This is a genomic window from Sphingomonas beigongshangi, assembly GCF_016820445.1.
GTDB classification, from domain to species: domain Bacteria; phylum Pseudomonadota; class Alphaproteobacteria; order Sphingomonadales; family Sphingomonadaceae; genus Sphingomonas; species Sphingomonas beigongshangi.
This window is the reverse complement of the sequence record NZ_JADHDT010000002.1, coordinates 358226-383255: the sequence shown is the minus strand read 5'-3', so window position 1 is coordinate 383255 and position 25030 is coordinate 358226. Positions and strand designations below refer to the sequence as shown.

Annotated in this window: 29 protein-coding genes; 18 read left to right on the top strand and 11 right to left on the bottom strand. The window is 68.4% G+C overall.

Annotation, left to right across the window (positions count from 1 at the left end; genetic code table 11):
• Window positions 1-139: 139 nt before the first annotated feature.
• A complete protein-coding gene (rpmG, locus tag IQ292_RS05100; RefSeq protein ID WP_007407030.1) occupies window positions 140-307 on the bottom strand; it encodes a 50S ribosomal protein L33 in 168 nt (55 codons plus the stop codon).
• A 194-nt stretch (window positions 308-501) separates the two neighbouring features.
• On the opposite strand from rpmG, the gene IQ292_RS05095 reads away from it, so the two are divergent.
• The 4 genes from IQ292_RS05095 to IQ292_RS05080 all read left to right on the top strand — a co-directional run bounded on the left by IQ292_RS05095 (window position 502) and on the right by IQ292_RS05080 (window position 2241).
• Entirely contained in the window at window positions 502-831 is a 330-nt protein-coding gene (locus tag IQ292_RS05095) for a hypothetical protein (protein ID WP_203309217.1), read from the top strand.
• Between the two features lie 7 nt (window positions 832-838).
• Window positions 839-1405 (top strand): TMEM165/GDT1 family protein, encoded by a 567-nt coding sequence (locus IQ292_RS05090; protein WP_203309216.1) that lies wholly within the window; start codon window positions 839-841, stop codon window positions 1403-1405.
• Between the two features lie 107 nt (window positions 1406-1512).
• Window positions 1513-2004 carry a Dps family protein gene (locus tag IQ292_RS05085; RefSeq protein WP_203309215.1) on the top strand — a complete coding sequence of 164 codons (492 nt, stop codon included), beginning with the start codon at window positions 1513-1515 and terminating at the stop codon, window positions 2002-2004.
• A gap of 51 nt (window positions 2005-2055) precedes the next feature.
• Window positions 2056-2241 (top strand): DUF1328 family protein, encoded by a 186-nt coding sequence (locus tag IQ292_RS05080; RefSeq protein ID WP_203309214.1) that lies wholly within the window; start codon window positions 2056-2058, stop codon window positions 2239-2241.
• Here the strand turns inward: IQ292_RS05080 and IQ292_RS05075 are convergent.
• The gene (locus tag IQ292_RS05075) at window positions 2222-3094 is read right to left on the bottom strand and encodes a metallophosphoesterase (RefSeq protein WP_203309213.1); all 873 of its coding nucleotides are present in this window, start codon (window positions 3092-3094) and stop codon (window positions 2222-2224) included. The two genes, IQ292_RS05080 and IQ292_RS05075, sit on opposite strands and share 20 nt — an antisense overlap.
• A 50-nt stretch (window positions 3095-3144) precedes the next feature.
• Here IQ292_RS05075 and IQ292_RS05070 point away from each other — a divergent pair, with 50 nt between their 5' ends.
• Both IQ292_RS05070 and IQ292_RS05065 read left to right on the top strand, forming a co-directional pair.
• Window positions 3145-4734, top strand: coding sequence for a cisplatin damage response ATP-dependent DNA ligase (locus IQ292_RS05070; protein WP_203309212.1), 1590 nt, complete (start codon window positions 3145-3147; stop codon window positions 4732-4734).
• Between the two features lie 68 nt (window positions 4735-4802).
• Complete coding sequence (locus IQ292_RS05065) at window positions 4803-5429, top strand: DUF5946 family protein (protein WP_338057586.1); 627 nt, start codon at window positions 4803-4805, stop codon at window positions 5427-5429.
• A gap of 6 nt (window positions 5430-5435) precedes the next feature.
• Here IQ292_RS05065 and IQ292_RS05060 read toward each other — a convergent pair whose 3' ends face one another.
• Entirely contained in the window at window positions 5436-6233 is a 798-nt protein-coding gene (locus tag IQ292_RS05060; protein WP_203309210.1) for a glutaminyl-peptide cyclotransferase, read from the bottom strand.
• Between the two features lie 77 nt (window positions 6234-6310).
• Window positions 6311-7135 (bottom strand): cold-shock protein, encoded by an 825-nt coding sequence (locus IQ292_RS17765; protein WP_203309209.1) that lies wholly within the window; start codon window positions 7133-7135, stop codon window positions 6311-6313.
• Between the two features lie 298 nt (window positions 7136-7433).
• Here IQ292_RS17765 and IQ292_RS05050 point away from each other — a divergent pair, with 298 nt between their 5' ends.
• From IQ292_RS05050 to rpoN, 5 genes are all read left to right on the top strand, one after another.
• A complete protein-coding gene (locus tag IQ292_RS05050) occupies window positions 7434-8054 on the top strand; it encodes a ribonuclease D (protein ID WP_203309208.1) in 621 nt (206 codons plus the stop codon).
• An 8-nt stretch (window positions 8055-8062) separates the two neighbouring features.
• On the top strand, window positions 8063-8701 hold the full coding sequence (gene lptC, locus IQ292_RS05045) for an LPS export ABC transporter periplasmic protein LptC (protein WP_203309207.1): 639 nt from the start codon (window positions 8063-8065) through the stop codon (window positions 8699-8701).
• Window positions 8702-8707: 6 nt separating this feature from the next.
• Entirely contained in the window at window positions 8708-9256 is a 549-nt protein-coding gene (locus IQ292_RS05040; protein WP_203309206.1) for an LptA/OstA family protein, read from the top strand.
• Window positions 9257-9419: 163 nt separating this feature from the next.
• Window positions 9420-10196 (top strand): LPS export ABC transporter ATP-binding protein, encoded by a 777-nt coding sequence (lptB, locus tag IQ292_RS05035; RefSeq protein ID WP_203309205.1) that lies wholly within the window; start codon window positions 9420-9422, stop codon window positions 10194-10196.
• 124 nt (window positions 10197-10320) lie between these two features.
• On the top strand, window positions 10321-11796 hold the full coding sequence (gene rpoN / locus IQ292_RS05030) for an RNA polymerase factor sigma-54 (protein ID WP_203309204.1): 1476 nt from the start codon (window positions 10321-10323) through the stop codon (window positions 11794-11796).
• Between the two features lie 19 nt (window positions 11797-11815).
• Here the strand turns inward: rpoN and IQ292_RS05025 are convergent, their stop codons facing one another.
• On the bottom strand, window positions 11816-12763 hold the full coding sequence (locus tag IQ292_RS05025; RefSeq protein WP_203309203.1) for a bifunctional helix-turn-helix transcriptional regulator/GNAT family N-acetyltransferase: 948 nt from the start codon (window positions 12761-12763) through the stop codon (window positions 11816-11818).
• A gap of 63 nt (window positions 12764-12826) precedes the next feature.
• Window positions 12827-13840: a ligase-associated DNA damage response exonuclease gene (locus tag IQ292_RS05020; protein ID WP_203309202.1), complete on the bottom strand. Its 1014-nt coding sequence runs from the start codon at window positions 13838-13840 to the stop codon at window positions 12827-12829.
• A gap of 74 nt (window positions 13841-13914) precedes the next feature.
• On the opposite strand from IQ292_RS05020, the gene IQ292_RS05015 reads away from it, so the two are divergent.
• The 4 genes from IQ292_RS05015 (at window position 13915) to IQ292_RS05000 (ending at window position 17745) form a co-directional block, all read left to right on the top strand.
• Window positions 13915-14097: a hypothetical protein gene (locus tag IQ292_RS05015; RefSeq protein WP_203309201.1), complete on the top strand. Its 183-nt coding sequence runs from the start codon at window positions 13915-13917 to the stop codon at window positions 14095-14097.
• A 61-nt stretch (window positions 14098-14158) separates the two neighbouring features.
• Window positions 14159-16573 (top strand): ligase-associated DNA damage response DEXH box helicase, encoded by a 2415-nt coding sequence (locus IQ292_RS05010; protein WP_203309200.1) that lies wholly within the window; start codon window positions 14159-14161, stop codon window positions 16571-16573.
• A gap of 163 nt (window positions 16574-16736) precedes the next feature.
• A complete protein-coding gene (locus IQ292_RS05005) occupies window positions 16737-17411 on the top strand; it encodes a glutathione S-transferase family protein (protein ID WP_203309199.1) in 675 nt (224 codons plus the stop codon).
• Window positions 17398-17745: a tRNA-binding protein gene (locus IQ292_RS05000; RefSeq protein WP_203309198.1), complete on the top strand. Its 348-nt coding sequence runs from the start codon at window positions 17398-17400 to the stop codon at window positions 17743-17745. The genes IQ292_RS05005 and IQ292_RS05000 overlap by 14 nt, the downstream gene beginning before the upstream one ends.
• Before the next feature lie 52 nt (window positions 17746-17797).
• Here the strand turns inward: IQ292_RS05000 and IQ292_RS04995 are convergent, their stop codons facing one another.
• Complete coding sequence (locus IQ292_RS04995; RefSeq protein WP_203309367.1) at window positions 17798-18235, bottom strand: DUF1810 domain-containing protein; 438 nt, start codon at window positions 18233-18235, stop codon at window positions 17798-17800.
• 41 nt (window positions 18236-18276) lie between these two features.
• On the opposite strand from IQ292_RS04995, the gene IQ292_RS04990 reads away from it, so the two are divergent.
• On the top strand, window positions 18277-18795 hold the full coding sequence (locus IQ292_RS04990; protein WP_203309197.1) for a hypothetical protein: 519 nt from the start codon (window positions 18277-18279) through the stop codon (window positions 18793-18795).
• 7 nt (window positions 18796-18802) lie between these two features.
• Window positions 18803-19423, top strand: coding sequence for a YbhB/YbcL family Raf kinase inhibitor-like protein (locus tag IQ292_RS04985; RefSeq protein WP_203309196.1), 621 nt, complete (start codon window positions 18803-18805; stop codon window positions 19421-19423).
• Window positions 19424-19876: 453 nt separating this feature from the next.
• Here the strand turns inward: IQ292_RS04985 and IQ292_RS04980 are convergent, their stop codons facing one another.
• Both IQ292_RS04980 and IQ292_RS04975 read right to left on the bottom strand, forming a co-directional pair.
• Complete coding sequence (locus tag IQ292_RS04980) at window positions 19877-20926, bottom strand: GGDEF domain-containing protein (RefSeq protein WP_238940797.1); 1050 nt, start codon at window positions 20924-20926, stop codon at window positions 19877-19879.
• Between the two features lie 77 nt (window positions 20927-21003).
• Complete coding sequence (locus tag IQ292_RS04975; protein WP_203309194.1) at window positions 21004-21540, bottom strand: peroxiredoxin; 537 nt, start codon at window positions 21538-21540, stop codon at window positions 21004-21006.
• A gap of 69 nt (window positions 21541-21609) precedes the next feature.
• Between IQ292_RS04975 and IQ292_RS04970 the strand changes: the two genes are divergently transcribed.
• Window positions 21610-22416, top strand: coding sequence for an inositol monophosphatase family protein (locus IQ292_RS04970; RefSeq protein WP_203309193.1), 807 nt, complete (start codon window positions 21610-21612; stop codon window positions 22414-22416).
• A 43-nt stretch (window positions 22417-22459) separates the two neighbouring features.
• Here IQ292_RS04970 and IQ292_RS04965 read toward each other — a convergent pair whose 3' ends face one another.
• The gene (locus IQ292_RS04965) at window positions 22460-23986 is read right to left on the bottom strand and encodes a peptide chain release factor 3 (RefSeq protein WP_203309192.1); all 1527 of its coding nucleotides are present in this window, start codon (window positions 23984-23986) and stop codon (window positions 22460-22462) included.
• A gap of 154 nt (window positions 23987-24140) precedes the next feature.
• A complete protein-coding gene (locus IQ292_RS04960; protein ID WP_203309191.1) occupies window positions 24141-25022 on the bottom strand; it encodes an aldose 1-epimerase family protein in 882 nt (293 codons plus the stop codon).
• Window positions 25023-25030 lie beyond the last annotated feature (8 nt).

Sequence of the window (25030 nt, the reverse complement as noted above, 5' to 3'; positions counted from 1 at the left end):
AGCCGGAAGCAGACGGCGCGTAACGCGCCTGCGGCCCGCATGGTCGACATCACGACGAAAGCCGCCGGCACCAACACGGCACCGGCGGCTTTCGTCGATCCGACACGTCGGCGAGGGCGGTGGACCGCCCGCGACGCGCTTACTTGATCTTGGCTTCCTTGAACTCGACGTGCTTGCGCACGACGGGATCATACTTGTTGAAGCTCAGCTTCTCGGTCTTGGTGCGCGGGTTCTTCTTCGTGACGTAGAAGAAGCCGGTGTCGGCGGAGCTGACGAGCTTGATCTTGACGGTAGTCGGCTTGGCCATGGCCTGTATTCCTGAAAACGCATAAGAGCGGCGGCACGGACGCCACCGCTCGATCAGCCGCGGCGCATGGCGGATAGCGGCGCCAAAGTCAACCGCGGCGACACGCGGCGACAAGGGCACGGTCGCTTAACCATGAGGTTACTACCGTCGTGCGACCATGCACCCACAAGGATAGACGAAGCAGGGGGTGGATCATGGCAGGCACTATGGAGGCGTCGCATCTCGCCGCGGTCAGGGCGGATCTCGCGGCGCGAATCGCGGCGCTCGACGATCGGGCATCGCGCAGCGCGGCATGCGAACTGGCGCGTGACGTGGACGCGATCCGGCTGATCGCGCATCGCAACGGTCTGGCCCCGGCGGTGACGGTCGCGCATTTCCTCGATTCGGCGCTCGCGCGCGGCGAACATGGCGCGCTGGTGCATGGCTGGCTGGCCATCCTCGGCGATGCGGTCGCGTGCGAGCGACAGGACCTCGCCGCCTGCGACGCCTTTGCCGCAGCCTGCTCGGTCCGCCTGGCGCACTGATCGGCGCATGGACGCATTGATGGCGGCGCTGCTCGCGGCGGCCCTCGGCCAGATCGGCGACCGGCCCGCACGACTCGCGGCGATCCTTGCCGACCGCCACGCACGCGCCGGCGCCGTCATCGTCGCGAGCCTGGTGGCGCTGGCTGTCGCGTCGGGCATAGCCGCGACGCTTGGCGCGCTGCTCGCCCCGAGGCTGACGCCGGAGGCGCGTGCGCTGTTCGTGGCGCTCGCGCTGGCACTGCAGGGTGCCGGGATGCTGTTCGTCGCCAAGGCGCCCGACCGGCTCGAACGGTGGCGGCTCGGCGCCTTCGGCACCAGCCTGGCCGGACTGTTCATCCTCGCCTTCGGCGACGGCGTCCAGTTCGTCATCCTCGCGCTGGCGGCGCGCGCAGGCGAGCCGCTGTTTGCGACGATCGGCGCCACCATCGGCGGGGTCGTGCCGCTTGCCGCCGCCGCGACACTCGGCGAGGCGGCGTGGCAGGCGCTGCCGCAGCAGTTGTTCCGCCGCATCGCCGCCGTGGCCTTCCTGGGCGCCGCGGCCTGGCTGGCACTCAGCGCGCTTCGCCTGATCTGACGCGTCGATCAGACAGGACGGGAATTCTCCCTCGACCCAAAGGGAGCCATCGGGCCATCGGATCGTTGCCGCAACGATTTTAAAACCCCAGTCTCGGGAGACCCTTGATGGCCGATACCGATCCGGCGCTGCGCACGCCGACCGACCTCAGCAACACGCGATCCGTCGCCGACGCGCTCAATACCGCGCTCGCCGATTGTTTCGCGCTCTACCTGAAGACCAAGAATTTCCACTGGCACGTCTCGGGCCCGCATTTCCGCGACTATCACCTGCTGCTCGACGATCAGGCGGCGCAGATCCTCGGCGTCACCGACGCGATCGCCGAGCGGGTTCGCAAGATCGGCAACACGACCCTGCGGTCGATCGGCGACATCAGCCGCCGTCAGACGATCGCCGACAACGACAAGGATTTCGTCGACGCGCACGCGATGCTCGCGGAATTGCGCGACGACAATCTGAAGCTGGTCGAGGCGTTCCGCGCGGTGAAGGACGCCGCCGAGGATGCGAAGGACAATGCCACCAGCGGCATCGTCGACGAATGGACCGACCAGGCGGAAGAGCGCGCCTGGTTCCTGTTCGAGGCGAGCCGCAAGGGCTGATCCGCCGGAACATGGCGGCCTCCCACCGGTTCACCCGGCCAGGAGGCTGCCATGCTGAAGCTTGCGCTCATTTTCCTCGTCGTCGGCGTGCTACTGGGCGTGCTTGGGTTCGGCGGGATCGGTGGTGCGTTCATCGGGATCGCAAAGATCCTGTTCTTCATCGCGCTCGCGCTGTTCCTGATCTTCCTCGTCCTGGGCCTGATCGCCGGCAAGACGGTCAGCGACGCGATCGACTGACCCCGCCGCCGACGGTAATCAGCCACCAGTCGGGCGGCGCTCCGAGGCGGATCGGCGCGGTGCCGCCACCGACCCCCGCGGTCACGATGACCGTCCGCCCCGGATCCTCGATCCGCCCGCATCGATACCGCGGATCGTACAGCCGCTGGCCGTTGGTCGGGCTGATTGTGATCGCGCCCCGCCCCGTCGGCCACACGACCTGGCCGCAATGCGTGTGGCCCGCCAGCAGAAGCGGCGCCTGCCCCGCGGGGAGGCGCGGGATCACGTCCGGCGAATGCGTGACCGCGACCATCGCACCTGTGCCCGTGCCGGCAAAGGCGCGCGCGACGTCGTCGTGCCCGCTATACGCATCGTCGATGCCCACGATCGTCACCGGTCCGGCCCTGACGCTCTGATTGGCCAGCGTCGCAATGCCCGCCGCGCGCAGCGCGTGCCGGACGTGGTCCGCGCCCGTCCAATGATCGTGGTTGCCGAGCACCGCATACCGCCCGATCCGCGCGCGCAGCTTCGACAGCGGCACGGTCAGGCGCGCTGCCAGGCCCGCCCCGCCGGCCGCGTCATGGCCGATGACGAAATCCCCCGCGAGCAGGACCAGATCGGGACGGCGGCCATTCACCTGGTCGACGATCCGCGCCAGCCTGTGCGCGTCCATCGCGCGATTGCCGATATGGATGTCGCTGATCAGGGCGACGGTGAGCGGCGGCGCGCCCGCGGGCCAGTGCGGCAGCGCGACGCGGGTCGTCCGCACGATCGGGTCGGCGACGATCTCGCGCGCGCCGATACCGCCCAACAGCGCGAGCGACAGCGCCCCCGCCAGCAACGTCGCCCAGACCGTCCGCCTCCGCCATCCCATCGAGGCGACGATAGCGGGAGCGCTTGGCCACGCCTATGCGTTCAATGGCCATGCACGCCTTCGCCGCGCTCCTCGACTCTCTCATCTACACGCGCGGCCGCAACGCGAAGCTCAAGCTCATCGTCGACTATCTCCACACGACGCCCGATCCCGATCGCGGCTGGGCGATGGCCGCGCTGACCGGGGATCTCGACATTCCGGGTATCAAGCCCGCCGTCGTGCGGGCGCTGATCGAGGCGCGGGTCGACCCCGTGCTGTTCCGCATGAGCCGCGACTATGTCGGCGACACCGCGGAGACGGTGGCCCTGCTCTGGCCCGCCCCCGTACCCGCCCCCGCCGGGCCACCGCTGACGGTGGCGACGGTGGTCGAGACGCTGCTCCACCTCTCGCGCTCGGACGCGCCCGCCGCGCTCGCCGGCATGCTCGACCGGCTCGATGCGGAGGAGCGGTTCGCACTGCTCAAGATGGCGACCGGCGCCTTGCGCATCGGCGTCTCCGCGCGCCTCGCCAAGACCGCGCTCGCCCAGGCCTTCGACCTGGACGTCGATGCGGTGGAGGAGGTGTGGCACGGCCTCGCGCCCCCCTATGAGCCCCTGTTCGCCTGGGCTGCGGGCGGCGCGCAGCCAACCGCCGCGGACGTGCCCGTGTTCCGCCCCTTCATGCTCGCGCACGGGCTCGAGGATGCGCAGGTCGACCTCGCCGATTATGCGGCGGAATGGAAATGGGACGGCATCCGCGTCCAGATCGTCCACACCGCCGGCCAGACGCGCCTCTACAGCCGCACCGGCGACGACGTCACCGCCAGCTTCCCCGACGTCGCGGCGGCCTTCTCCACCCCCGGCGCGGTCGACGGCGAACTGCTCGTCAAGGGCGAGGCGCAGGGCGGCACGCTGGAGGATGGCGGCGGCGCGGCGAGCTTCAACGCGCTGCAGCAGCGACTCGGGCGCAAGCAGGTGTCGGCGAAGATGCTCGCCGACTATCCCGCCTTCGTCCGCCTCTACGACATATTGTTCGACGGCGCGGAGGATCTGCGGCCACTGCCCTGGACCGAGCGCCGGGCGCGGCTGGAGGCGTTCGTCCCGCGCCTCGACCCCGATCGCTTCGACATCAGCCAGATCATCGCCGCCGACAGCTTCACCGCGCTGGAGGCGATCCGCGCCGGCGCGCGCGACGCGGCGATCGAGGGCGTGATGCTCAAGCGGCGCGACAGTCCCTATGTCGGCGGCCGCCGCGCCGGCCTGTGGTACAAATGGAAACGCGATCCGCTCACCGCCGATTGCGTGATGATGTACGCGCAGCGCGGCAACGGCCGCCGCTCCTCCTATTACAGCGACTATACCTTCGGCTGCTGGACCGAGGAGGGCGAGCTGCTGCCCGTCGGCAAGGCCTATTCGGGGATCACCGACGAGGAACTGCGGATGCTCGACAGCTTCGTCCGCCGACACACGGTGCAGCGCTTCGGCCCGGTGCGGGAGGTGGAGAAGACGCTCGTGCTGGAGATAGCGTTCGATTCGATCCACGCCTCCAGCCGGCACAAGTCCGGCGTCGCCATGCGCTTCCCGAGGATCGCCCGCATTCGCACGGACAAGCCGGCGGCGGAGGCGGACCGGGTGGAAACACTGCGGCGGCTGGTGACGTAGGACGACATCGGATCGCCCCCGCTTTCAAAGGACTTGAAGCGTGCGCGGCACCCCCAGGATGGCACAGGATGCCGCTTCCGCTGAATTGCCCGATCGGCCAGCCAATCCTAGGTCCACGGCGCGGTCGCGGAGCGCCCGCCGCGCGTGTATACCGCACGAAGAACACGGCGTTGCGACGGGAAAGGCCAGGCATGCCCGACGTTGGCGAGGAGCCCTGCTTCGGTTGCGGCGGACGTTTTCCAGCCAAGTCCGGGCCGAAGCACAGCTATATGCTGTCGACCCCCGGTTGCTGGGCTTCCTACGGTCGCCTGCTCGCGCGTGAATACGAGAATCCGGCCTTGTTCGGGGCCGTTCACAGGCTGACCGTCGACGCTTTCGCGTTGCAGCATCCCGGTGATGCCAACGACCGCCGCGCGGTACAGTCTGTATGGGTACATTATGCCGCCTTGCGGCTCGCTTTCGAACACGGGCGTGCGCACACCGAAATCACGCGAATCATGCAGACGCTGGCGCGGGCCACGTTCGCTCCCTTGCCGGAAGCGCCGAAGGGGTTCGATATGACCCACGCCGACGTGATCGCGGCAGCGGAAACACTGCACGCCTCGATGGTTCGGGACTGGGCGCGGTGCGCCTATGCCGCATGGGCGGCCCTGAGCCGTCCGACCGACATGCTGCTCGAACGGCTCGGCGTATAGCTGGCGCTACCCCGCCGCAGGTTCCAGCTTCACCTCGAAGATCGTCGGCCACAGCTTGCCCGTGATGAACAGCCGACGGCCCTTCTCGTCCCAGGCGATGCCGTTCGGCACGGCTTCCGGATCGGTCGCCTTCACTTCCGCGACGATGGGCCGGAGATCGACGACCGCGTCGACCTTGCCGCTGGTGGGGTCGATCCGCACGATCCAGGGCGTGCGCCATACGTTGGCGAGGATCCGGCCGTCGACGACCTCCAGCTCGTTGAGCTGGTCGACCGGCTTGCCCCGGATCGTCACCGCCAGCCGGCCGGTCACGCGCATCGTCGCCGGATCGAAGCGCTTCAGCGTCGCGCTGCCGTCGGATTCGATCAGGCTCTTGCCCTCGTTCGCGAGGCCCCAGCCCTCTCCCGGGAAACGCGCGGTGCCGATCGGGCGGAGCGTCTTGCGGTCCCAGCGGTGTGCGACACCGTCGTGCCAGGTGAGGCTGATCAGCTGGTCGCCCCAGCGGGCGAGCCCCTCGCCGAATTGCGCGGGCGGGATGGTCGCACGGGCCAGCACCTTGCCGTCGGCGAGCCGTACGCGCCGTACCTCCGATTCGCCTTCACGACCGACGCTTTCATAGAAGCCGCCGTCGGCGAAGATCAGCCCTTCGGTAAAGGCGCGCGTATCGTGCGGGTATCGCGCGACGACATGCGCGGCCAGCAGCGGGACGGGTGCGTCGGCGGCAGGCGGCGCGGCTTGCGGCACCGGCGCGGCGGCACCGGCAAGCAGCACGGGAAGTGCGGACAGGATCGACCAGATACGCATTGGCAGGCCCCCAGAACACGAACGGCCCGCCCGGACAATCCGGACGGGCCGCCGTCATCACATCAGGATCGGTTCGATCAGCTCGCCGAGGACAGGTTGACCGCAGCGTACTTGCCGCGACGATCCACCTCGATCTCGAACTGCAGACGGTCGCCCTCGTTCAGCGTCGGCATGCCGGCGCGCTCGACGGCCGAAATGTGGACAAACGCGTCAGGCTGGCCGTCATCGCGCTGAATGAAGCCGAAGCCCTTCATCGCGTTGAAGAACTTGACGGTGCCGGTCGCCTTCTCGCCGGTCAGCTGGCGCTGCGGGCCACCCGCGCCGCCGCGCGGACCGCGGTCGCCGCCGCCGAAGCCACCCTCGCGCGGTTCGCGCGGCGCGCGCTCCTGCACGGGCATCGGCTCGCCGTCGATCTTGAGCTCGGTCGCCGAAATGCGGCCGCCACGGTCGACGAGCGTGAAGCCGAGCGGCTGACCCTCGGCGAGACCGGACAGGCCGGCCTGCTCGACGGCCGAGATGTGGACGAACACGTCCTCGCCGCCGTCGTCGCGAACGACGAAGCCGAAGCCCTTCTGCGCATTGAAGAACTTGACGACGCCGGTGCCCTCGCCGACGACCTGCGGGGGCATGCCGCGGCCGCCGCCGAAGCCGCCACCACCGCCGCCGCCGCCGCCGAAGCCGCCACCGCCGCCGCGGTAACCACCGCCGCCGCCGCCGAAGCCGCCACCGCCGAAGCCGCCGCGGTCGCCACCACCGAAGCCGCCGCCGCCGAAGCCGCCACGGTCACCGCCGCCGAAACCACCGCCACCGAAGCCGCCGCCGAAATCGTCGCCACCGAAGCTGTCGCGCTTGTCGCGACCACGTCCGCCACGATTGCCGCGGCCACCCTTGTCGTAACTCATAAACCTGTTCGTCTTCCCGGTTCGCCCGCATCCGATCCTGTCGAAGAACCCGTGCGCCGGACGACGAACGCGAGCCTTCGGGCGCGAAACCTTTTGCGCCATGCCCGAACCCATAGCGCACAAAGCAAGCCCCTGCGAACAAATTCGTCGCGTCCGGGGTGCGTTTGGTGTCAATACTTGCGCGGGCGTGGCCGGAACGGCACAGCCTGGGATAATCTTGCCGCTTTCCCTATCGATCGCAACGCGCGCACGCCTCGCCCATTGAGCCGGCTGGCCGCACGGCGTAGGGGCGATTCGCATGACCGTTTACTTCCACGAGGAAGACCTCCCCGCCGACGTCTTCGCCCCCGGTGCCGCGATCGCGGTCGACAGCGAGACCATGGGTCTCATCACGCCGCGCGACCGCCTGTGCGTCGTCCAGCTGTCCGACGGCGGCGGCGACGAGCATCTCGTCCGCTTCGCGCCGGGCAGCGATTATGCCGCGCCCAACCTGAAGGCGGTGCTCGCCGACCCCGCCCGGCTCAAGCTGTTCCATTATGGCCGCTTCGACGTCGCGGCGATCCAATATTATCTCGGCATCCTGGCCGCACCCGTCTGGGACACGAAGATCGCGTCGCGCCTGGTGCGTACCTACACCGACCGCCATGGCCTGAAGGAGCTGGTGCGCGAGCTGCTGGGGCAGGATCTGTCGAAGCAGCAACAGTCGTCCGACTGGGGCGGCCCCGAGCTGAGCGATGCGCAAAAGGATTATGCGGCCAGCGACGTGCGCTTCCTTCACCGGCTGAAGGACGAACTGGAGCGGCGGCTGGTCCGCGAGAACCGGATGGCGCTCGCCCAATCCTGCTTCGACTTCCTGCCGACCCGGGCGGCGCTCGATCTCGCCGGCTGGCCGGAGATCGATATCTTCGCTCACGCGTAATAGCCGCCATGTCCGACGTCGCCATCCGCGCCCGTACCGCCCGCCAGCGCTGGGCCGCCCCCGGCAGCCGTCACGACCGGCTGATCCGGGTGCTCGGCACCAGCCTGCCGATCGCGATCGGGGTGCTGGCGGCGTTTCTCGTGATGGCACCGCTGACCGCGGGGAGCGAGGTGTCGTTCGTGCTCGACAAGAACAAGGTCGAGGTCGCGCACGAGCGGATGAAGCTCCAGGCGGCGAGCTATCGCGGCCTCGACGACAAGGGGCAGGCGTTCCGTCTCGACGCCGGCTCCGCGGTCCAGCAGTCCTCGTCGGTGCCGATCGTGCAGATCAACCGCATGGCCGCCGACCTGCAGCTGGCCGATGGCCCCGCCACCCTGCGCGCCGACAAGGGCAATTACGACCTCAACAGCGAACAGCTGCGCGTCCAGGGTCCGATCGCGGTGCGTGCGCCGAACGGCTACAGCCTCGACACCACCGACGCGGTGGTCGACCTCAAGTCGAAGACGGTGGAGAGCGATCGGCCGGTGACGGGCACGCTGAGCAACGGCCGCTTCCGCGCCGACAGCCTGCGCGCCAATCTGGATGATCGGCGCGTGCGGCTGGACGGCAATGTGCGCTTGCGGTTCTCGCCCGCAGGGGCGAAATAGCGCGCCATGCGATTTTCCGCCCAGATCCCGCTGTTGCTCCTCGCCGTCGCCACGCCGCTGGCGGCGCAGCAGCGTCACAACTCGGACGCCCCGGTCAACGTATCCGCCGACAGCGCGGAACTGCAGGACAAGCAGCACCGCAGCGTGCTGTCGGGCCACGTCGTGATCCAGCAGGCGGAAATGACGCTGAACGCCGCGCGCGTGACGCTGGCGCTGACGGGCGAAGTCGTCGGCGGCAACCCGCAGATTTCGCGCGTCGACGCGGCTGGCGGCGTCTTGGTCCGCCGGCCGGGGCAGACCGCGCGCAGCCAATATGCGATCTACGACCTCAACCGCCGCGTGATCACGATGATCGGTGCGGTGACGCTGACGCAGGGCGGCAATACCGTCAACGGCGGCCGGCTGACGATCAACCTCGACACGGGTCGCGCGGTGATGGATGGATCGTCGGTTGCGGGCGGCACGGCGTCCGGCAGCGGGGGCGACACGGGCGGCGTCGTGACGCAGGGCGGCGGACGCGTCACCGGCACCTTCTCGGTGCCGAAGCGCAACTGAGCGGCGATCGATCGGAATGCCGCCGCGTTTCGTCCGCATCGGCACACGCGGGGGCTTTCCTCCCGACGCTTAACGGGTCATGACGGCCACCGACGCGTCAGGGCATGCACGAATCCTGCCAAGCGATCGGCATGCGCGGTAAAGCGACGAGGATGTAAGGACGATGGACGCCGTTTCCGACCTTCACGCCGCCGGGGCGATCCACGAGGCACCGACGTCGCGCGGCCTTCAGGTCGTGTCGATCGCCAAATCCTACGACAAGCGCGTCGTGCTCACCGACGTGTCGGTCAGCGTCGACCGCGGCGAGGTGATCGGCCTGCTCGGACCGAACGGCGCCGGCAAGACGACCTGCTTCTATTCGGTGATGGGGCTGGTGAAGCCCGATTCGGGCCGCATCATGCTCGACGGGGAGGATATCACCCGCCTGCCGATGTATCGCCGCGCGATCCTGGGCCTCGGCTATCTGCCGCAGGAGACGAGCATCTTCCGCGGCATGTCGATCGAGAAGAACATCTCCTCCGTCCTCGAGCTCGCGGAGCCCGACCCGGCGGAGCGCACGCGCAAGCTCGACCGGCTGCTCGACGAATTCGGCCTCACCCGCCTGCGCGCCGCGCCGGCGATGGCGCTGTCGGGCGGTGAGCGGCGGCGGGCGGAGATCGCGCGCGCGCTGGCGGCGGAACCGTCGATCATGCTGCTCGACGAGCCGTTCGCGGGCATCGACCCGATCTCGATCGCCGACATCCGCGACCTGGTGAAGGACCTGAAGCGCCGCGACATCGGCGTGCTGATCACCGACCACAACGTCCGCGAGACGCTCGACATCGTCGATCGCGCCTACATCATCTATGACGGGCGGGTGCTGTTCACCGGCAGCCCCGAGGAACTCGTCGCCGACGCCAATGTGCGCCGCCTGTACCTGGGCGAGGGTTTCTCGCTCTAGTCATGCGCGAAGGGCGGTACCCCTTCCCCTCTCCGGTCGGCAGAGGGACCAGCCGCCAGGAGGCGCGGGGCCATGCCGGGCGCGGCGCGATGTCCTTCGGGCCCAACCCGATGCCGGGCATGCCATGAGCCTCGCGCCACGCCTCGACCTGCGCCAGTCGCAGTCGCTGGTGATGACGCCGCAGCTGCAGCAGGCGATCAAGCTGCTGGCGCTGTCCAACCTCGAGATCGAGGCGTTCATCGCCGAGGAGATCGAGAAGAATCCGCTGCTCGAGGCGCCGCAGACCGACGAGATCGTGCGCCCCGAACGGCCCGAGGCGGAAGAGCCGGCGGGCGCCGACGCACTGGTCACCGGGGCGGCGGCGGCCGACCCGCTCGACGTCGACTATGCCACCGAAAGTCACCAGCAGGACAGCGTGGCGGACGGGGGCGGCGGCTTCGACGGCGCGCTGTCCATGAACGGCGGCAGCGGGGGCGGTCTCGGTGGCGAGGACGCTCCCGATCTCGACAGCTTCGCTGCCGCCGACATCAGCCTTGCCGACCATCTCCTCGCGCAGGCGGGGGCGGTGGTCGACGCCGCCGACTGGTTCATCGCGCAGCATCTGATCGACCAGCTCGACGAGGCCGGCTATCTCACGGTGCCGCTGCTCGACGTCGCGAACCGGCTTGGCACGCCCCGCGCCCGGGTCGAGCGCGTGCTCGCGCAGATCCAGTCGCTCGATCCGACCGGCGTCGGCGCGCGCGACCTGGCGGAATGTATCGCGCTCCAGGCGAAGGAGGCGGACCGTTACGACCCGTGCATGGCGCGGCTGATCGACAATCTCGACCTGCTCGCGCGCGGCGAGATCGCGCGGCTCAAGCGCATGTGCGGCGTCGACGACGAGGACATGGCGGACATGATTCGCGAGCTGCGGAGCTACGATCCCAAGCCCGGATGCCGTTTCGGCGGCGAGCCCGCGCCCGCGGTGACTCCGGACCTCTTCGTGCAGAAGACGAGGAACGGCTGGGGCATCGAACTCAACGCCGCGACGCTGCCGCGCGTGCTGGTCAACCGGCGCTATTACCACGAGCTGGCCCATGGCCCGCAGGACAAGGCGTCCAAGGCGTGGCTGACCGACGCGCTCGCTTCGGCCAATTGGCTGATCAAGGCGCTCGATCAGCGCCAGCGCACGATCATCAAGGTCGCGGCCGAAATCGTGAAGCAGCAGGAGGCGTTCTTCCTGCACGGCGTCGCGCATCTCCGGCCGCTGACGCTCGCCAAGGTCGCCGAGGCGATCGAGATGCATGAATCGACCGTCAGCCGCGTCACCAGCAACAAATATCTGAGCTGCGCGCGCGGCGTCTTCGAACTCAAGTACTTCTTCACCAGCGCGATCCAGGCGGCGGACGGCGGCGATGCCGTGTCGGCGGAGGCGGTGAAGAGCGCGATCCGCGCGCTGATCGCGAACGAGGGCGCGAAGATCCTGTCCGACGACACGCTGGTCGAGCTGCTCCAGGCCAAGGGCTTCGACATCGCCCGCCGCACCGTGGCGAAATATCGCGAGGCGATGGGCATCGGCAGCTCCGTCCAGCGCCGCCGTGCCAAGGCACTCGGAGGCTGACCCCGCCTCGCGGGCTGGCTCATGCCGGAAAGCGGTATCGCATCGCGACGTCGCAGCGGACATAACGTGCCCCGTGATCGCGCATGATGTCGGCATCGTGCGCAAACCCGACTTTCTCGTACAAGTGGATCGCCGGCGCGCAGCGCGCATTGGTCAGTAGGTACAAGGTTTCGGCGCCCATTTCCCTGGCCCGCGCGATCATCGCGCGCAGCAGGAACTCGCCCGCCTTGCGGCCGCGCGCCTCGGGCAGCACGCCCATCTTGGTCAATTCGAAGCGCCCCTCGCCGGTCTTTTGCAGAGCGCACGCCCCGACGACGCCCAGCCCCTCCGCCGCGACGAATCGGATGTCGCCGCCCGGCGCGATGATGCGCGCCCGCGGATTCTCCAGCACCTCGCGATCGGTCGGCTCGAGCGTGAACATCGTCTCGATCCATTGCGCGTTGATATCGTGGAAGGCCGGCGCGAGATCGTCGGAGAACGGCAGCACCGTCAGCGACGGCGCGCGTTCGTCGAGCGAGGCGGCGTCGAGTCCGCGCTCCAGCCGCGCCAGCAGCGCAAGCAGCGATGGAGCGCCGTCGCCGCACACTTCCGCGACCGCCGCCTCGACCCGTGGCCAGATGGTCGCCGCGGACTGCGCCAGCACCGCCTGCGCCTGTTCGGTGAGCGCGACCGTCTTGTGTCGTTGGTCGCGATGGATTCGGGTCGTCGCGACCAGGCCGAGGTCGGCAAGCCGCGCGACGCTGCGTGTCACGGCGGGCTGGCTGAGCCCCAGCGCCTGTGCCATCGCCCCGATGGTCATCGGCCCCTCGCGGGCCAGCGTCACGAGCAACGGATAATGGCTGGGCTGGAGCGGCAGTCCCGCCTGCTCGATAATCCGGGCGACGTCGGCCTGCATCCGTTCGCCCAGCCGTCGCATACGACTGCCGAGAAACAGCAGCCCGCGCTCGCTGATGACATCCCCCGCCATTCCCGGCTCTCCCGACAGTTACATGCACGGGCATATAAGCGTGCATATTTCCCTGCAAGCCGCTTAGTCGTCCTCGTCCTCGAACCCCACCAGCGCCAGTGCGCGCGCCTTCATCTGGCGCTGCTCGCACCAATGGACCAGCGCCTCCTCGCGACCGTGCGTCACCCAGACCTCGCGGGGCGCGATCTCGGTCAGCGTTTGAGTCAGTTCGTCCCAGTCGGCGTGGTCCGACAGGATCAGCGGCAGCTCGACGTTCTTCTGTCGCGCGCGCTGCCGCACCCGCATCCAGCCGCTCGCCATCGCGGTGATCGGGTCGGGCAACCGCCGCGACCAGCGGTCGTTGAGCGCGCCGGGCGGGCACATCACGACATGGCCTGCCATGTCCGCCTTCTTCGCATCGGCCACGGGGCGCAATTCGCCTAGGCGAACGCCGTGTTCGGCATAGAGGTCGCACAGGCGCTGCAACGCTCCATGCAGGTAAATCGGCGCCTCATGCCCACGTGCGCGCAGCTCGGCGATGACGCGCTGCGCCTTGCCCAGCGCATAGGCACCGACCAGCACGCAGCGGTCAGGATTGGCGTGCAAGCGCTCCAGCAGCTTGTCGATCTCGTCGCCGGTATCGGGGTGGCGAAACACGGGCAGCGCGAAGGTCGCCTCGGTCACGAACACATCGCACGCCACCGGCTGGAAGGGCGTGCAGGTCGGATCCGGCCGACGCTTGTAATCGCCCGATACGACGACGCGCTCGCCGCGATGGTCCAGCACGATCTGCGCGGAGCCGAGCACATGGCCCGCCGGCACGAAGCCGACATCGACTTCGCCGCCCTTTCCGTCGGACAGTCGGATCGTCTCGCCATACGCGACCGGCGCACCCGCCTGCGGGCCGTAGCGCGCCTCCATGATCGCCAGCGTTTCCGGCGTCGCCCAGACGATGCCGTGGCCGCCGCGGGCGTGATCGGCATGGCCATGCGTCACCAAGGCGCGCGCGCTCGGTTCCGACGGATCGATCCACGCATCCGCCGGCCGCACGTAGATCCCGTGCGGATGGGGTTCGAGCCAGTCTCCGAGCCGTGCCATGCCCGCTTCTACGCGCAAGCGGATCGATTCGCCGCATCGCCTCGTTGAGCCCGCTCGGTTTCGGGAGAGTGCAAATGGCCGACAATCCCTCCGACGGGCTCTGGGCCTTCGTCGTGATCGGCGGCTTCGTCATCCTGGGTCTAGCGATCGCCTTCGCCAAGTTTCGCAATCGCGCCAGTGCCGCCGACAAAGGACGTACCGAACAGGCGACACGCGACGTCTATGCCGCGGAAGAGGCGGATCGGCGGCGATCCTGAGCCGATCGTGCCAGGGGCTGACCGGCTGACGACCTGGGTGCGGCTTCCTACATAGGCCGGGATGCTCGACCCCATCCTTCCCGCGCCGCTCGCCGGCTGGTTTGCCGACAGGGGCTGGCGGCCGCGGCGGCACCAGCTCGACATGCTGCGCGAAGGGCGAGCCGGGCGTCATGCGCTGCTCGTCGCGACCACCGGTGCCGGCAAGACGCTCGCGGGTTTCCTGCCGACGCTCGCCGAGTTGATCGATCATCCGCGCGAGGGGCTGCACACGCTCTACGTCTCGCCGTTGAAGGCGCTCGCCGTCGACATCCAGCGCAACCTCGTCACGCCGATCGACGAGATGGGCCTCGACATCCGCGTCGAGACCCGCACCGGGGATACGCCGTCCGACCGCAAGGCACGCCAGCGCGTGAGGCCGCCGCAGATCCTGCTGACGACGCCCGAATCGCTGTCGCTGCTGCTCAGCTATCCCGACGCGGCGACGATGTTCGAGGGACTGCGGACGATCGTCGTCGACGAGGTCCATGCCTTCGCCACGGGCAAGAGAGGCGATCTGCTGTCGTTGTGCATGGCGCGGCTGCAACGGCTTGCGCCCGGCTGCCGCCGCGTCGCCCTGTCGGCCACGGTCGCCGATCCCGACGCCTACCGTGCCTGGCTGGCACCCGACGGCGACATCGACCAGGTTTCCCTGGTTCACGGCGAGCCGGGCGCCGACCCGAACATCGCGATCCTCCTGCCCGAGGGGCGCGTGCCATGGAGCGGCCATTCGGGGCGCTATGCCGCAAGCCAGGTGATGACGGAGATCGCGGCGCATCGCACCACGATCGTCTTCTGCAACACGCGCAGTCTCGCCGAGCTGATCTTCCAGGACCTTTGGAAGGAGAATGCCGACAGTCTGCCGATCGGCGTCCATCATGGCAGCCTCTCGCTCGAAGCGCGCCGAAAGGTGGAAGGCGCGATGGCGTCGGGCCGGCTTCGTGCGCTGGTCGCCACCGCCAGCCTCGATCTGGGCGTCGACTGGGGCGATGTCGACTGCGTGATCCAGATGGGGGCTCCCAAGGGATCGAGCCGTCTGCTCCAGCGCATCGGCCGCGCCAACCACCGGCTCGACGAATCGTCCGAAGCGATCCTCGTCCCCGGCAACCGTTTCGAATATCTGGAGGCGCGGGCCGCGCTGGATGCCGTGGAGGAGGGTGCGCTCGACGCCGATCCCTTTCGACCCGGCGCCCTCGACGTGCTTGCGCAGCACGTCATGGCCTGTGCCTGCGCCGCGCCCTTCCGCCGCGACGCGCTGCTCGACGAGGTTCGCGGGGCAACCCCCTATTCGGCGCTGCCCGACGAGACGTTCGACCGCGTGCTCGGCTTCATTCGCGACGGTGGTTATTCGCTCAAGGCCTATGATCGGTTCAAGCGGCTGACGGAGGAGGCGGACGGCACCTGGCGCGTCAGCCATCCTCGGTTCGTCCAGCAACATCGACTCAACGCGGGCATCATCGTCGAGGCGACGATGCTGACCGTGCGCTTCAAGAACGGCCGCAGCCTGGGCAAGGTCGAGGAGGGCTTCGCCGCGACGCTGACACCGGGGGACACGTTCTTCTTCGCCGGTCTCAGCCTGGAGGTGGAGCGGATCGATACGGAGGATCTCGTCGTCCGCGCATCGTCGCGGCCCGCGCGCATCCCAACCTATGGCGGTGCTCGCATGCCGCTCTCGACGAATCTAGCGGATCGGGTTCGCGCGTTCCTTGCCGAACCTGACGAATGGGCGCGTTTTCCCGACGATGTCCGCGAATGGCTGGAGGTGCAGGCGCGCCGGTCCGCGCTCCCCCGTCCGGGCCAGCTGCTCGTCGAAACCTTCCCGCGCGAGGGGCGACACTATATGGTCGCCTACAGTTTCGAAGGCTGGAACGCTCACCAGTCGCTCGGCATGCTGGTAACGCGGCGGATGGAGGCGCAGGGGCTCAAGCCGCTCGGCTTCGTCGCCAACGACTATGCGATCGCGACCTACGGGCTCGAACCGGTCACCGATCCGGCGGCATTGTTCAGCCCCGACATCCTCGAGCATGAATTCGTCGAATGGGTGGAGCGCAGCCATCTGCTCAAGCGTGCCTTCCGCGAGGTCGCCGTGATCGGCGGCCTCGTCGAGCGGCAGCATCCCGGCAAGCGCAAGACCGGGCGGCAGGTGACCTTTTCCACGGACCTCATCTACGACGTGCTGCGTAAGTACGAGCCGACCCATCTGCTGCTGCAGGCGGCGTGGGAGGATGCGCGCGCGAGAATGACCGACGTCGGACGCCTCGCGGATCTGCTCGATCGCGCCGCCGACACGATGCTGCACGTCGACCGTGACCGCGTGACGCCGCTTGCGGTCCCGGTCCTGACGCTGATCGGGCGCGAGCGGGTGGCGACGAACAGCGCCGACGATGCGCTGCTCGTCGAGGCGGAAGCGCTGGCCGCCGAAGCGATGCGGATGGATTGAGACGCCTCCGTCATGTCCGCAACGGCGGGAATCTAGAGGCGCCGACGCCGCGGCGCCATCGATACGTCAGCGTCTCTAGATCCCCCCCTTGCGCGGGATGACGAAGAAAGGGGCAAGCAAACCCTTCACCTTCCCCGCCCGCATCGCCTAAGGGACATGAACCATGTGGCAGCTCTACCAATTCCCCCTATGCCCCTTCAGCCGCAAGGTGCGGCTGCTGCTCGGCGAGAAGGGCGTCGGCTACGAGCTCGTGCGCGAATCGCCCTGGGAACGGCGCGACGAGTTCATGGACATGAACCCCGCCGGGCAGACGCCGGTCATGGTCGATGCCGGTCGCCCGGGCGCGCCGCTGATCGATTCGATGGCGATCTGCGAATATTTCGAGGAAACCGTCGACAAGGCGGCAACGATAAACGGCACCGCCGCCAACCGCGCCGAGATCCGCCGGCTGGTTGCCTGGTTCGACACGCATTTCTACCGTGACGTGACCGGGCCGCTGCTCCACGAACGCGTCGTGAAGCGGCTGGCACACCGCGCGGCGCCGGATGCCAAGGGGCTGCGCGAGGCGATGAAGGCCGCGGTCAGCCATCTCGACTATACCGACTATCTGCTCGACCATCGCAACTGGCTCGGTGGCGCGACGTTGAGCCTCGCCGACCTTGCCGCCGCGGCGCAGATCTCGGTCGCGGACTATCTCGGCGGCATCGACTGGAAGGGGCATGAGCAGACCGCGCGCTGGTATCGCGGGCTGAAGAGCCGCCCCTCCTTCCGCCCGCTGCTGTCGGAGCGGATGGAAATGATCGGACCGCCGGCCCATTACGACAATGTCGATTTCTGAGCCGATCGCCTTCGCCGACTTCGAGCGGGTCGATATCCGCGTCGGCACGATCGTCGCGGCCGAACCCTTTCCGGAAGCCCGCAAGCCCGCGATCAAGCTGCGCATCGATTTCGGTGCGGAATTGGGCGTGAGGAAATCCTCCGCCCAGATCACCGACCATTACACGCCCGACGCGCTGATCGGCCGGCAGGTCGCCGCGGTCGTCAATTTCCCGCCACGCCAGATCGGACCGTTCATGTCGGAGGTGCTGACGCTGGGCTTTCCCGATGCCGACGGCAAGGTCGTGCTGATCGGTCCCGGCCTGGCGGTCCCGAACGGCGGTCGCTTGTTCTGATCATCGCCCGCATTCGTCCTCTAACGATCGCGACCGGGACATCCCCTCCCCATCAGGCTCGGGACGGTTCGTCCGCCGCCAGCAGGTTCAGCGTCGCCGGGTCGCCCATGCCGTCGTAGAATCGCGTGAGTACCGCCAGAAATGGCGCGGGGTCGTCCGCCACGGCTGCGAACAAGGTTATCGACGACCGCAGCTTGATCGCATCGATCCCGCCGAAAATGGCTTCGGCCGAAGCCCCGGCGGCTGTCGCGGCGCGTGTCGCCTCGATCAGTCTGGGTCCCAGCACCGGATGCGTGAGATAGGCGCGCGCCGCTTCTGCCGACGAAATCGCATAGAAGCGCGCGGTCTCGCTCCGCCCCAGCCCCGCGAGCTGCGGGAAGATGAACCACATCCAATGGCTGGTCTTGCGCCCGCGCCGCAGCTCGCCGAGCGCGGCGGCGTAGGTCGAGGCCTGTGCCGCGAGGAAACGGTCGGGATCGAAGCCGGTCATCATCGAGGCAACCGCCGGAGCGGCTGCTGCGTTCCAACGACATGACCCGCCTGCGCCCCGCCCTCGCGCTCCCGTTGCTTCTCGTGGTCGCCGCCTGCGGCAGCCGCGACAAGGCCGCCGCCAACAATACCGTCGCGCCAGCGGGTTTCGTGCCGCCGCCGATGCAAAAGGCAAAGCCGTTGCCGGGACAGGAACAGCGACCGCCGCTCGGCGACTATGTCGGCAAATATCCGACCGATGCGGTATCCGGCATCGCGTTCTTCGACCGCACCGAGGTCGCGCAGGCACTTGTCGACGCCGTCGGAGACGAAGCCTTGCGCCACCGCATCGTGGCGCGCGATTCGGTGACGGTGCCCATCTTCCGCCTGCCCGATGGCCGGATCGCCGCGCACGGTTGCACAGCCCACGATTGCGGCGACCAGAACTGGACCTTCATCATCCAGCCGGACGGCAATCGCGGCGAGGCGTGCTGGCATGACGCGGACAAGGCGCGGGATGCGAGCTTCTGGTATGCCGGCAGCACCGCGATGCGGCGGCCCGGCGATTGTCCGCAGGGCTGAGGCACCGATGCTCGAACACATCCCGCATTGGCTGGGCAAGGCGCTGTCGGGGCTCCGGGCGGGCGCCGACAAGCTCGTCATCGCACGGCCCGAACTGGGCGGCGGCTATCCGGCGCTCACCCTCTCCAGTCCCGCGTTCGCCGACGGCGGACGCCTGCCGCCGCGGTTCACCGCCGACGGCGAGGGTATATCGCCGCCGCTGACCTGGGGAGAAGTCCCGGCTGGGACGGCCAGCCTCGTGCTGATCGTGGAGGATGCCGACGCCCCGACGCCACAGCCGCTCGTCCATGCGGTCGTCTGGCACCTTCCCGCCGATGCGGGACGGCTGGCGGAAGGAGCGATCGTCGCCGACGGCGGCGGAGAGGCCGCACGCGACGTCGGACGCAACAGCTATTTCGCGGAGGGCTGGCTGCCACCCGATCCGCCGACCGGGCACGGCGCACATCGCTATGCCTTCCAGCTCTTCGCGCTGGATGCGGACGCGGGCGATCCTGGCGAAATGCCTGGCCGCAGCGCGGTGGTAACCGCCATGGCGGGGCATGTGTTGGCGGCGGGGGTGCTGATCGGTACCTACGATCGCGGCGAGGAGGCTCCCGTGGGGCCGTCAGGCGCGGCGGCGATCGCTTGAGGCGGCGGACCGGCCCGGCATCATGCCGGGCCCGGTGTCGCCAGACGGGCGTCAGGCCCGGTGGTTAAGCGAAGTGGACGCCGCCCTGGCTGGCGATGACGAGGACGGTGGTCGCGAACGACGCGACGGCGATGAACAGGCTGCGATACATCGTGTCTCTCCCAGGCATGGGTGCGATCAGGCGATCGGCAGGACGGGGACGGCGGCGCTGACCGCCAGTGCGGCAAAGGCGACGGCGACGATCATCGAGACGGCGGTGCGCTGGGCGGCTTCGAAACGGAGGAACATGGTGGCAATCCCTTTATGTGGCCCGCGGTCCATTCCGCGGTGACGCATTGGGCTTTGCAGCCAGCGTGCCAGATTTGCTAAACCCCTGTTTTTGCCGGCTTTTCGATCGTAACGAACGAACGTTTAGCGTATCACGCCAACCTTGCCTGGGAAATCACGCCATTGTCAGGCGGCACATACCCTGTCGCGACCTTCCGCCTTGGCGGTGTAGAGCAAGCGGTCCGCCCGATCGAAGGCGGCGGCGCTGTCTTCGCCGAACTGCACCGCGGTAACGCCGATCGACATCGTCACCGAGCCGAGCGGCTGATCGCTCTCGCGTATGCGGAAGCGCTTCGCCGCCATCATCGCACGGACGCTGTCGAGATGATCCGCCGCCTGCGCCAGCGTCATGCCGCGCAACAGGATCGCGAATTCCTCGCCGCCGTGCCGCACGACCAGCTGGCCCGCGCACTCTTCGACGAGCAACCGCCCGACGGCGCACAGGACGCGATCGCCGACCGGATGGCCATGGATGTCGTTGATCCGCTTGAACCGATCGATATCCGCGACGGCCAGGCAATAGGGCCCGTCATGCTCGGGCCGGGTCACGAACGACTCTTCGAACGCGCGGCGGTTGGGCAGGCCGGTCAGCGCATCGCGTCGTGCGGTGTCGTTCGCCTCGTCAAGCTTGGCGCGCAGCGCCTCCGCCTCGCGCGTCGCGGAGGCAAGCCGCGCCTCCGCATCGCGAACCCGGGCGAGCATCGTGCCGGTGATGCGCGCGATCGCTTCCAGTCCTACCGCATGCCCGACCTGGGGCGCGGCGATCGCGGCAGCGCTTTCGGCGAGGTCGCGGCCGAATCCCCGCGTTTCATTCTGCATCGCCTGCATCATCGTCGTGAAATCGGCGACCTGGGCCTGGGTTTCCGCGACGAGACGAGCAGCGTTTTCTTCCAGCGCATCCGCGTGGCTGATATCCGGTTGCCGGGTCTGAACGGCTTCCGCGGCGGCGGATGCGCCCAGCGAAACCTTGCCGCCCAGCGACTCGATGTCGCCGCGCTGCAGCCGGAATCCGCCGTCGGTGAGCCGTCGCACGGCCTGGGCGATCACGCCGTCGGGTTCGGTGACGATGGAATAGGCGAAACTGTAATGGGAGGGCTCCGGACTCAGCCCCTGCTCGGACAGGAAAGCGCCAATGCGGGCGAACACGTCGCCCTCACCGCCCTTTCTCGCCGTCATGGGTCCGCGCATGCCTGTCCCCCGGATAGATAGGCAGAGCGCTTACCCGCCATTGGTTATCATCACGTGAAATCCGGTCAGCGCGGGCGGCGCAATTTCTCGACCGCCGCGAGCGTCAGCGCGACGTGACGCGACGGATCGAGGTCGTCATGAACGAAAGCGACCCGGCCATCCTGACCGATGACATAGCTCGTCCGCGACGTCAGGGCGCGGCCGGCCGGGCCGTTCTTGAGCGCCACGTCATACCCCTGCACCACCTTCGGCCCGGCGCTCGCCACCGCGAACTGACCCGCACATTTCTCGCTCGAGAAGCGCTGCAGCGTCGGCACATCGTCCGCCGACATGCCGATCACCATCGCCCCAGCCTTCTTGAAGGCGGGAATGGCCTCGGCAAAAGCGTGCGCTTCGGCGTTGCAGCCGCCGGTGAACGCCGCCGGGAAGAAATAGAGGACCACCGGGCCCTTCTTCAGCGCTTCGGCGAGATGGACGGGAATGACCTTGCCGGCCATGGCGCCACGCGTCGTGAAATCGGGTGCGGCGGCGCCGACGGTCAGCGCAGCGGTGGCCGGGGCGGCGACCAGCGCAATCGCCAAGGCGGCAGAAAACAGGCGCATGGACACGATCCTTTCCTTTGACGACGCGCAGCCTAGCGCGATCCGGCTGGGCGCGATAGGCACGGTCGGATGCCGGTATCTTCCGCCGATCTTGCCCTTGCCCAGCGCCTCGCGGATGCCGCCGGCGCGGTCATCCGCCCGTATTTCCGCCGTGACTTCGGTGGCGAGACCAAGGCCGATCACAGCCCCGTCACCCGTGCCGACCGCGAAGCCGAGGCCGCGATGCGGCGTTTGCTCGACGCGGAGGCCCCGGGCGACGGCATCGTCGGCGAGGAATATGGCGACAAGCCGGGCGTCACCGGGCGACAGTGGGTGCTCGATCCGATCGACGGCACGCGCAGCTTCACTGTCGGTCGTGCGATCTTCGGCACGTTGATCGCCCTGGTCGAGGACGGATGGCCCGTGCTCGGCATCATCGACCAGCCGGTGCAGCGCGAACGCTGGGTCGGCGTCGCAGGCCGGCCGACCCTGTTCAACGGTCAGGCCGCGCGTACCCGTCCGTGCGCGCAGCTGGAGGGCGCGATCGTCGCCACGACCAGCCCGCACCTCTTCGCCGATGGCGACGTGCCGCATTACATGGCGCTCGTCGCCGCCGCTTCGGGCGGCCGCGCGCGACAGGGTCCCGTTTATGGCGGCGACTGTTACAATTACGGGCTGCTCGCCAGCGGCCATCTGGACATCGTCGCGGAAAGCGGCCTGCAGCTCTACGATTTCGCCGCGCTGGTGCCGGTGGTCGAGGGCGCCGGCGGGCGGATGTGCGACTGGAACGGAGAGCCGCTGACCGCGTCGAGCGACGGCCATGTGCTCGCCATCGGCGATCCCGCGCGCACCGACGACGTGCTGGAGGCATTGCGCGCGACGCATCACGACCATTGATCGGCGCGACGCGCGCGCGACGCCAAAACGGCCGATCGACGCCCTATCGCTCGCGCGTCGCGAGGAAGCGCACCTTGGGATAACGGTCGGCGACATAGCCGACCTCCCACGCGCTCTTGGCGAGAAAGACGGGGTTGCCGTCGCGATCCTTGGCCATGGCCGAGCGGTTGAGATCCATGAACGCCTTGAGGTCGGCCGGATCGTCCGCCGCGATCCAGCGTGCGGTGTCATAGGGCGCGGGCTCCAGCCCGGCCGCCACCTTATACTCCGCCTCCAGCCGGCTCAGCAGCACGTCGAGCTGCAACTGCCCGACGACGCCGATGATCCAGTTGCTGCCGATCTCCGGATAGAAGACCTGGGTGACGCCCTCTTCGGCCATGTCGTCCAAGGCCTTGCGCAGCTGCTTGGTCTTGGTCGGATCCTTGAGCGCGACGCGGCGCAGGATCTCGGGCGCGAAATTGGGCAAGCCGGTGAAGCGTACGTCCGCCTTCTCGCTGAGCGTGTCCCCCACCCGCAACGTGCCGTGATTGGGAATGCCGATGATGTCGCCCGGAAAGGCTTCGTCCGCCACTTCCCGGTTCTGCGCGAAGAACAGGATCGGCGAATGGACCGCGATCGGCTTGCCATGGCCCGTCGGCGTCAGCTTCATGCCGCGCTTGAAGGTTCCCGAGCACAGCCGCATGAACGCGATGCGGTCGCGATGATTGGGGTCCATGTTCGCCTGGACCTTGAAGACGAACCCCGTCACTTCGCCATTCTCGGGGCTGACCGGCGCGGGCTCGGCGGGCTGCGCGCGTGGCGGCGGGGCATGTTCGGCGAGTGCGGCGATCAGTTCGGCGGGCCCGAAATCCTTGAGTGCCGAACCGAAGAAGACCGGGGTCAGGTCGCCATGGCGATAGGCGGCGGCGTCGAAGGCAGGATAGCCGATCTGCGCCAGTTCGATCTCCTCCGCGATATCGTCGGGAAGCGCGGGGTCCTCTTCGACCTTGCCCTGGAACGTGCGGCTGTCGCCTTCGGGACGGGTGATCCGCTTCGTGGCGAGGTCGAGGATGCCCTGGAACGTGCCGCCCATGCCGACCGGCCAGGTCATGGGAGATACGTCGAGCGCCAGCATGTCGGCGATCTCGTCGAGCAGCTCGAAGACCGGCCGTCCCTCGCGGTCGACCTTGTTGACGAAGGTGATGATCGGCACCGATCGCAGCCGGCAGACCTCGAACAATTTGCGCGTCTGCGGCTCGATGCCCTTGGCGGCGTCGATCACCATGATCGCCGAATCGACCGCGGTCAGCGTGCGATAGGTATCCTCCGAGAAATCCTCGTGCCCCGGCGTGTCGAGCAGGTTGAAGGTGATGCCGTCATGCTCGAACGTCATCACCGACGAGGTGACGGAGATTCCGCGCTGCTGTTCGATCTTCATCCAGTCCGATCGCGCGCGCCGGTTCGCACCCCGCGCCTTGACCTCGCCGGCGAGATGGATGGCGCCGCCGAAATAGAGCAGTTTCTCGGTCAGCGTCGTCTTGCCCGCATCGGGGTGGGAAATGATCGCGAAGGTGCGGCGGGGGGATGTCATCACTGGGTCCGGTCAGAAGGCGTCATCCCCGCGCGGGCGGGGATCCAGATACTCAGGCGTTCGGGCAGGAGTCGCTGGGGTTGCGTCGATGGAGTCCCGCCTACGCGGGAATGACGAAAATGGGAATTGCCGCGTTGCGCGACCAGCCCCGCGCTTATGCGGTCAGCGTCACACGCATGCGGATACTCTTCGTGTCGCCCGGCGCAATCTCGAAGACGCCGGGCTTGTCGCGGAAGTCGCCGGTGAAACCCTCCGGATCGGCGATGCCGTGCCAGGGCTCGACGCAGACATAGGCGGCGCCCGGCTTGGTCCAGATGCCGAGTTTCGGCGTGTCGGGGAAGGCGATGTCGAGCTGCGGGCCATCGCTCGCGCCGTAGGTCACGCGCTGCGAGCGGATATGATCCCAGACGAGCGCATCGTCGGTAAACAGGTCGTCGCGCAGGACGAGCGTACGACCTTCGAGTGGCGAAGGCCGCGTGGCAGCCGCGATCAGGCCATCCGGCGCGATCTCGCGCAGCGGATCGGGCTCTTCGCGTTCGAAGACGATGCGATGATCGGCGCGGCCCCGGCCATACGGCAGCGGCCAGGCGAACGCGGGGTGGAAGCCGAAGCTGGCCGGCATCGGTCCTGCGTTGCGGTTGGTGATCCGCGCCTCGACCGACAGCGTCGTATTCTCAACCGAGAAGGCGATTTCGAGCCGGAAGCCGAAGGGATAGGCGGCGCGCGTCTGCTCGCTATCCTCGAGCGCGAAGACCGCGCGACTGTCGGATAGTTCCGCAACGTCGAATAGCGAGTGGCGCGCGAAGCCGTGCTTGGGCATCGGATAGGTCGTGCCGTCCAGCCGGATCTGCAGGCCGTTGGTGACGCCGATCACCGGGAACAGGATCGGCGCGCGGCCAGTCCAGAAGGCGGGATCGGCGTTGGTCATCAGCTCGCGCCCCTCGCCGTCCTCGAGGTGCGAGAGTTCCGCGCCGAAGGGGTTGATCGCGGCGGTGAGCTGGTGCGAGCGGATGCGGATCATCTGGCGGTCGGTCATGATGCGGC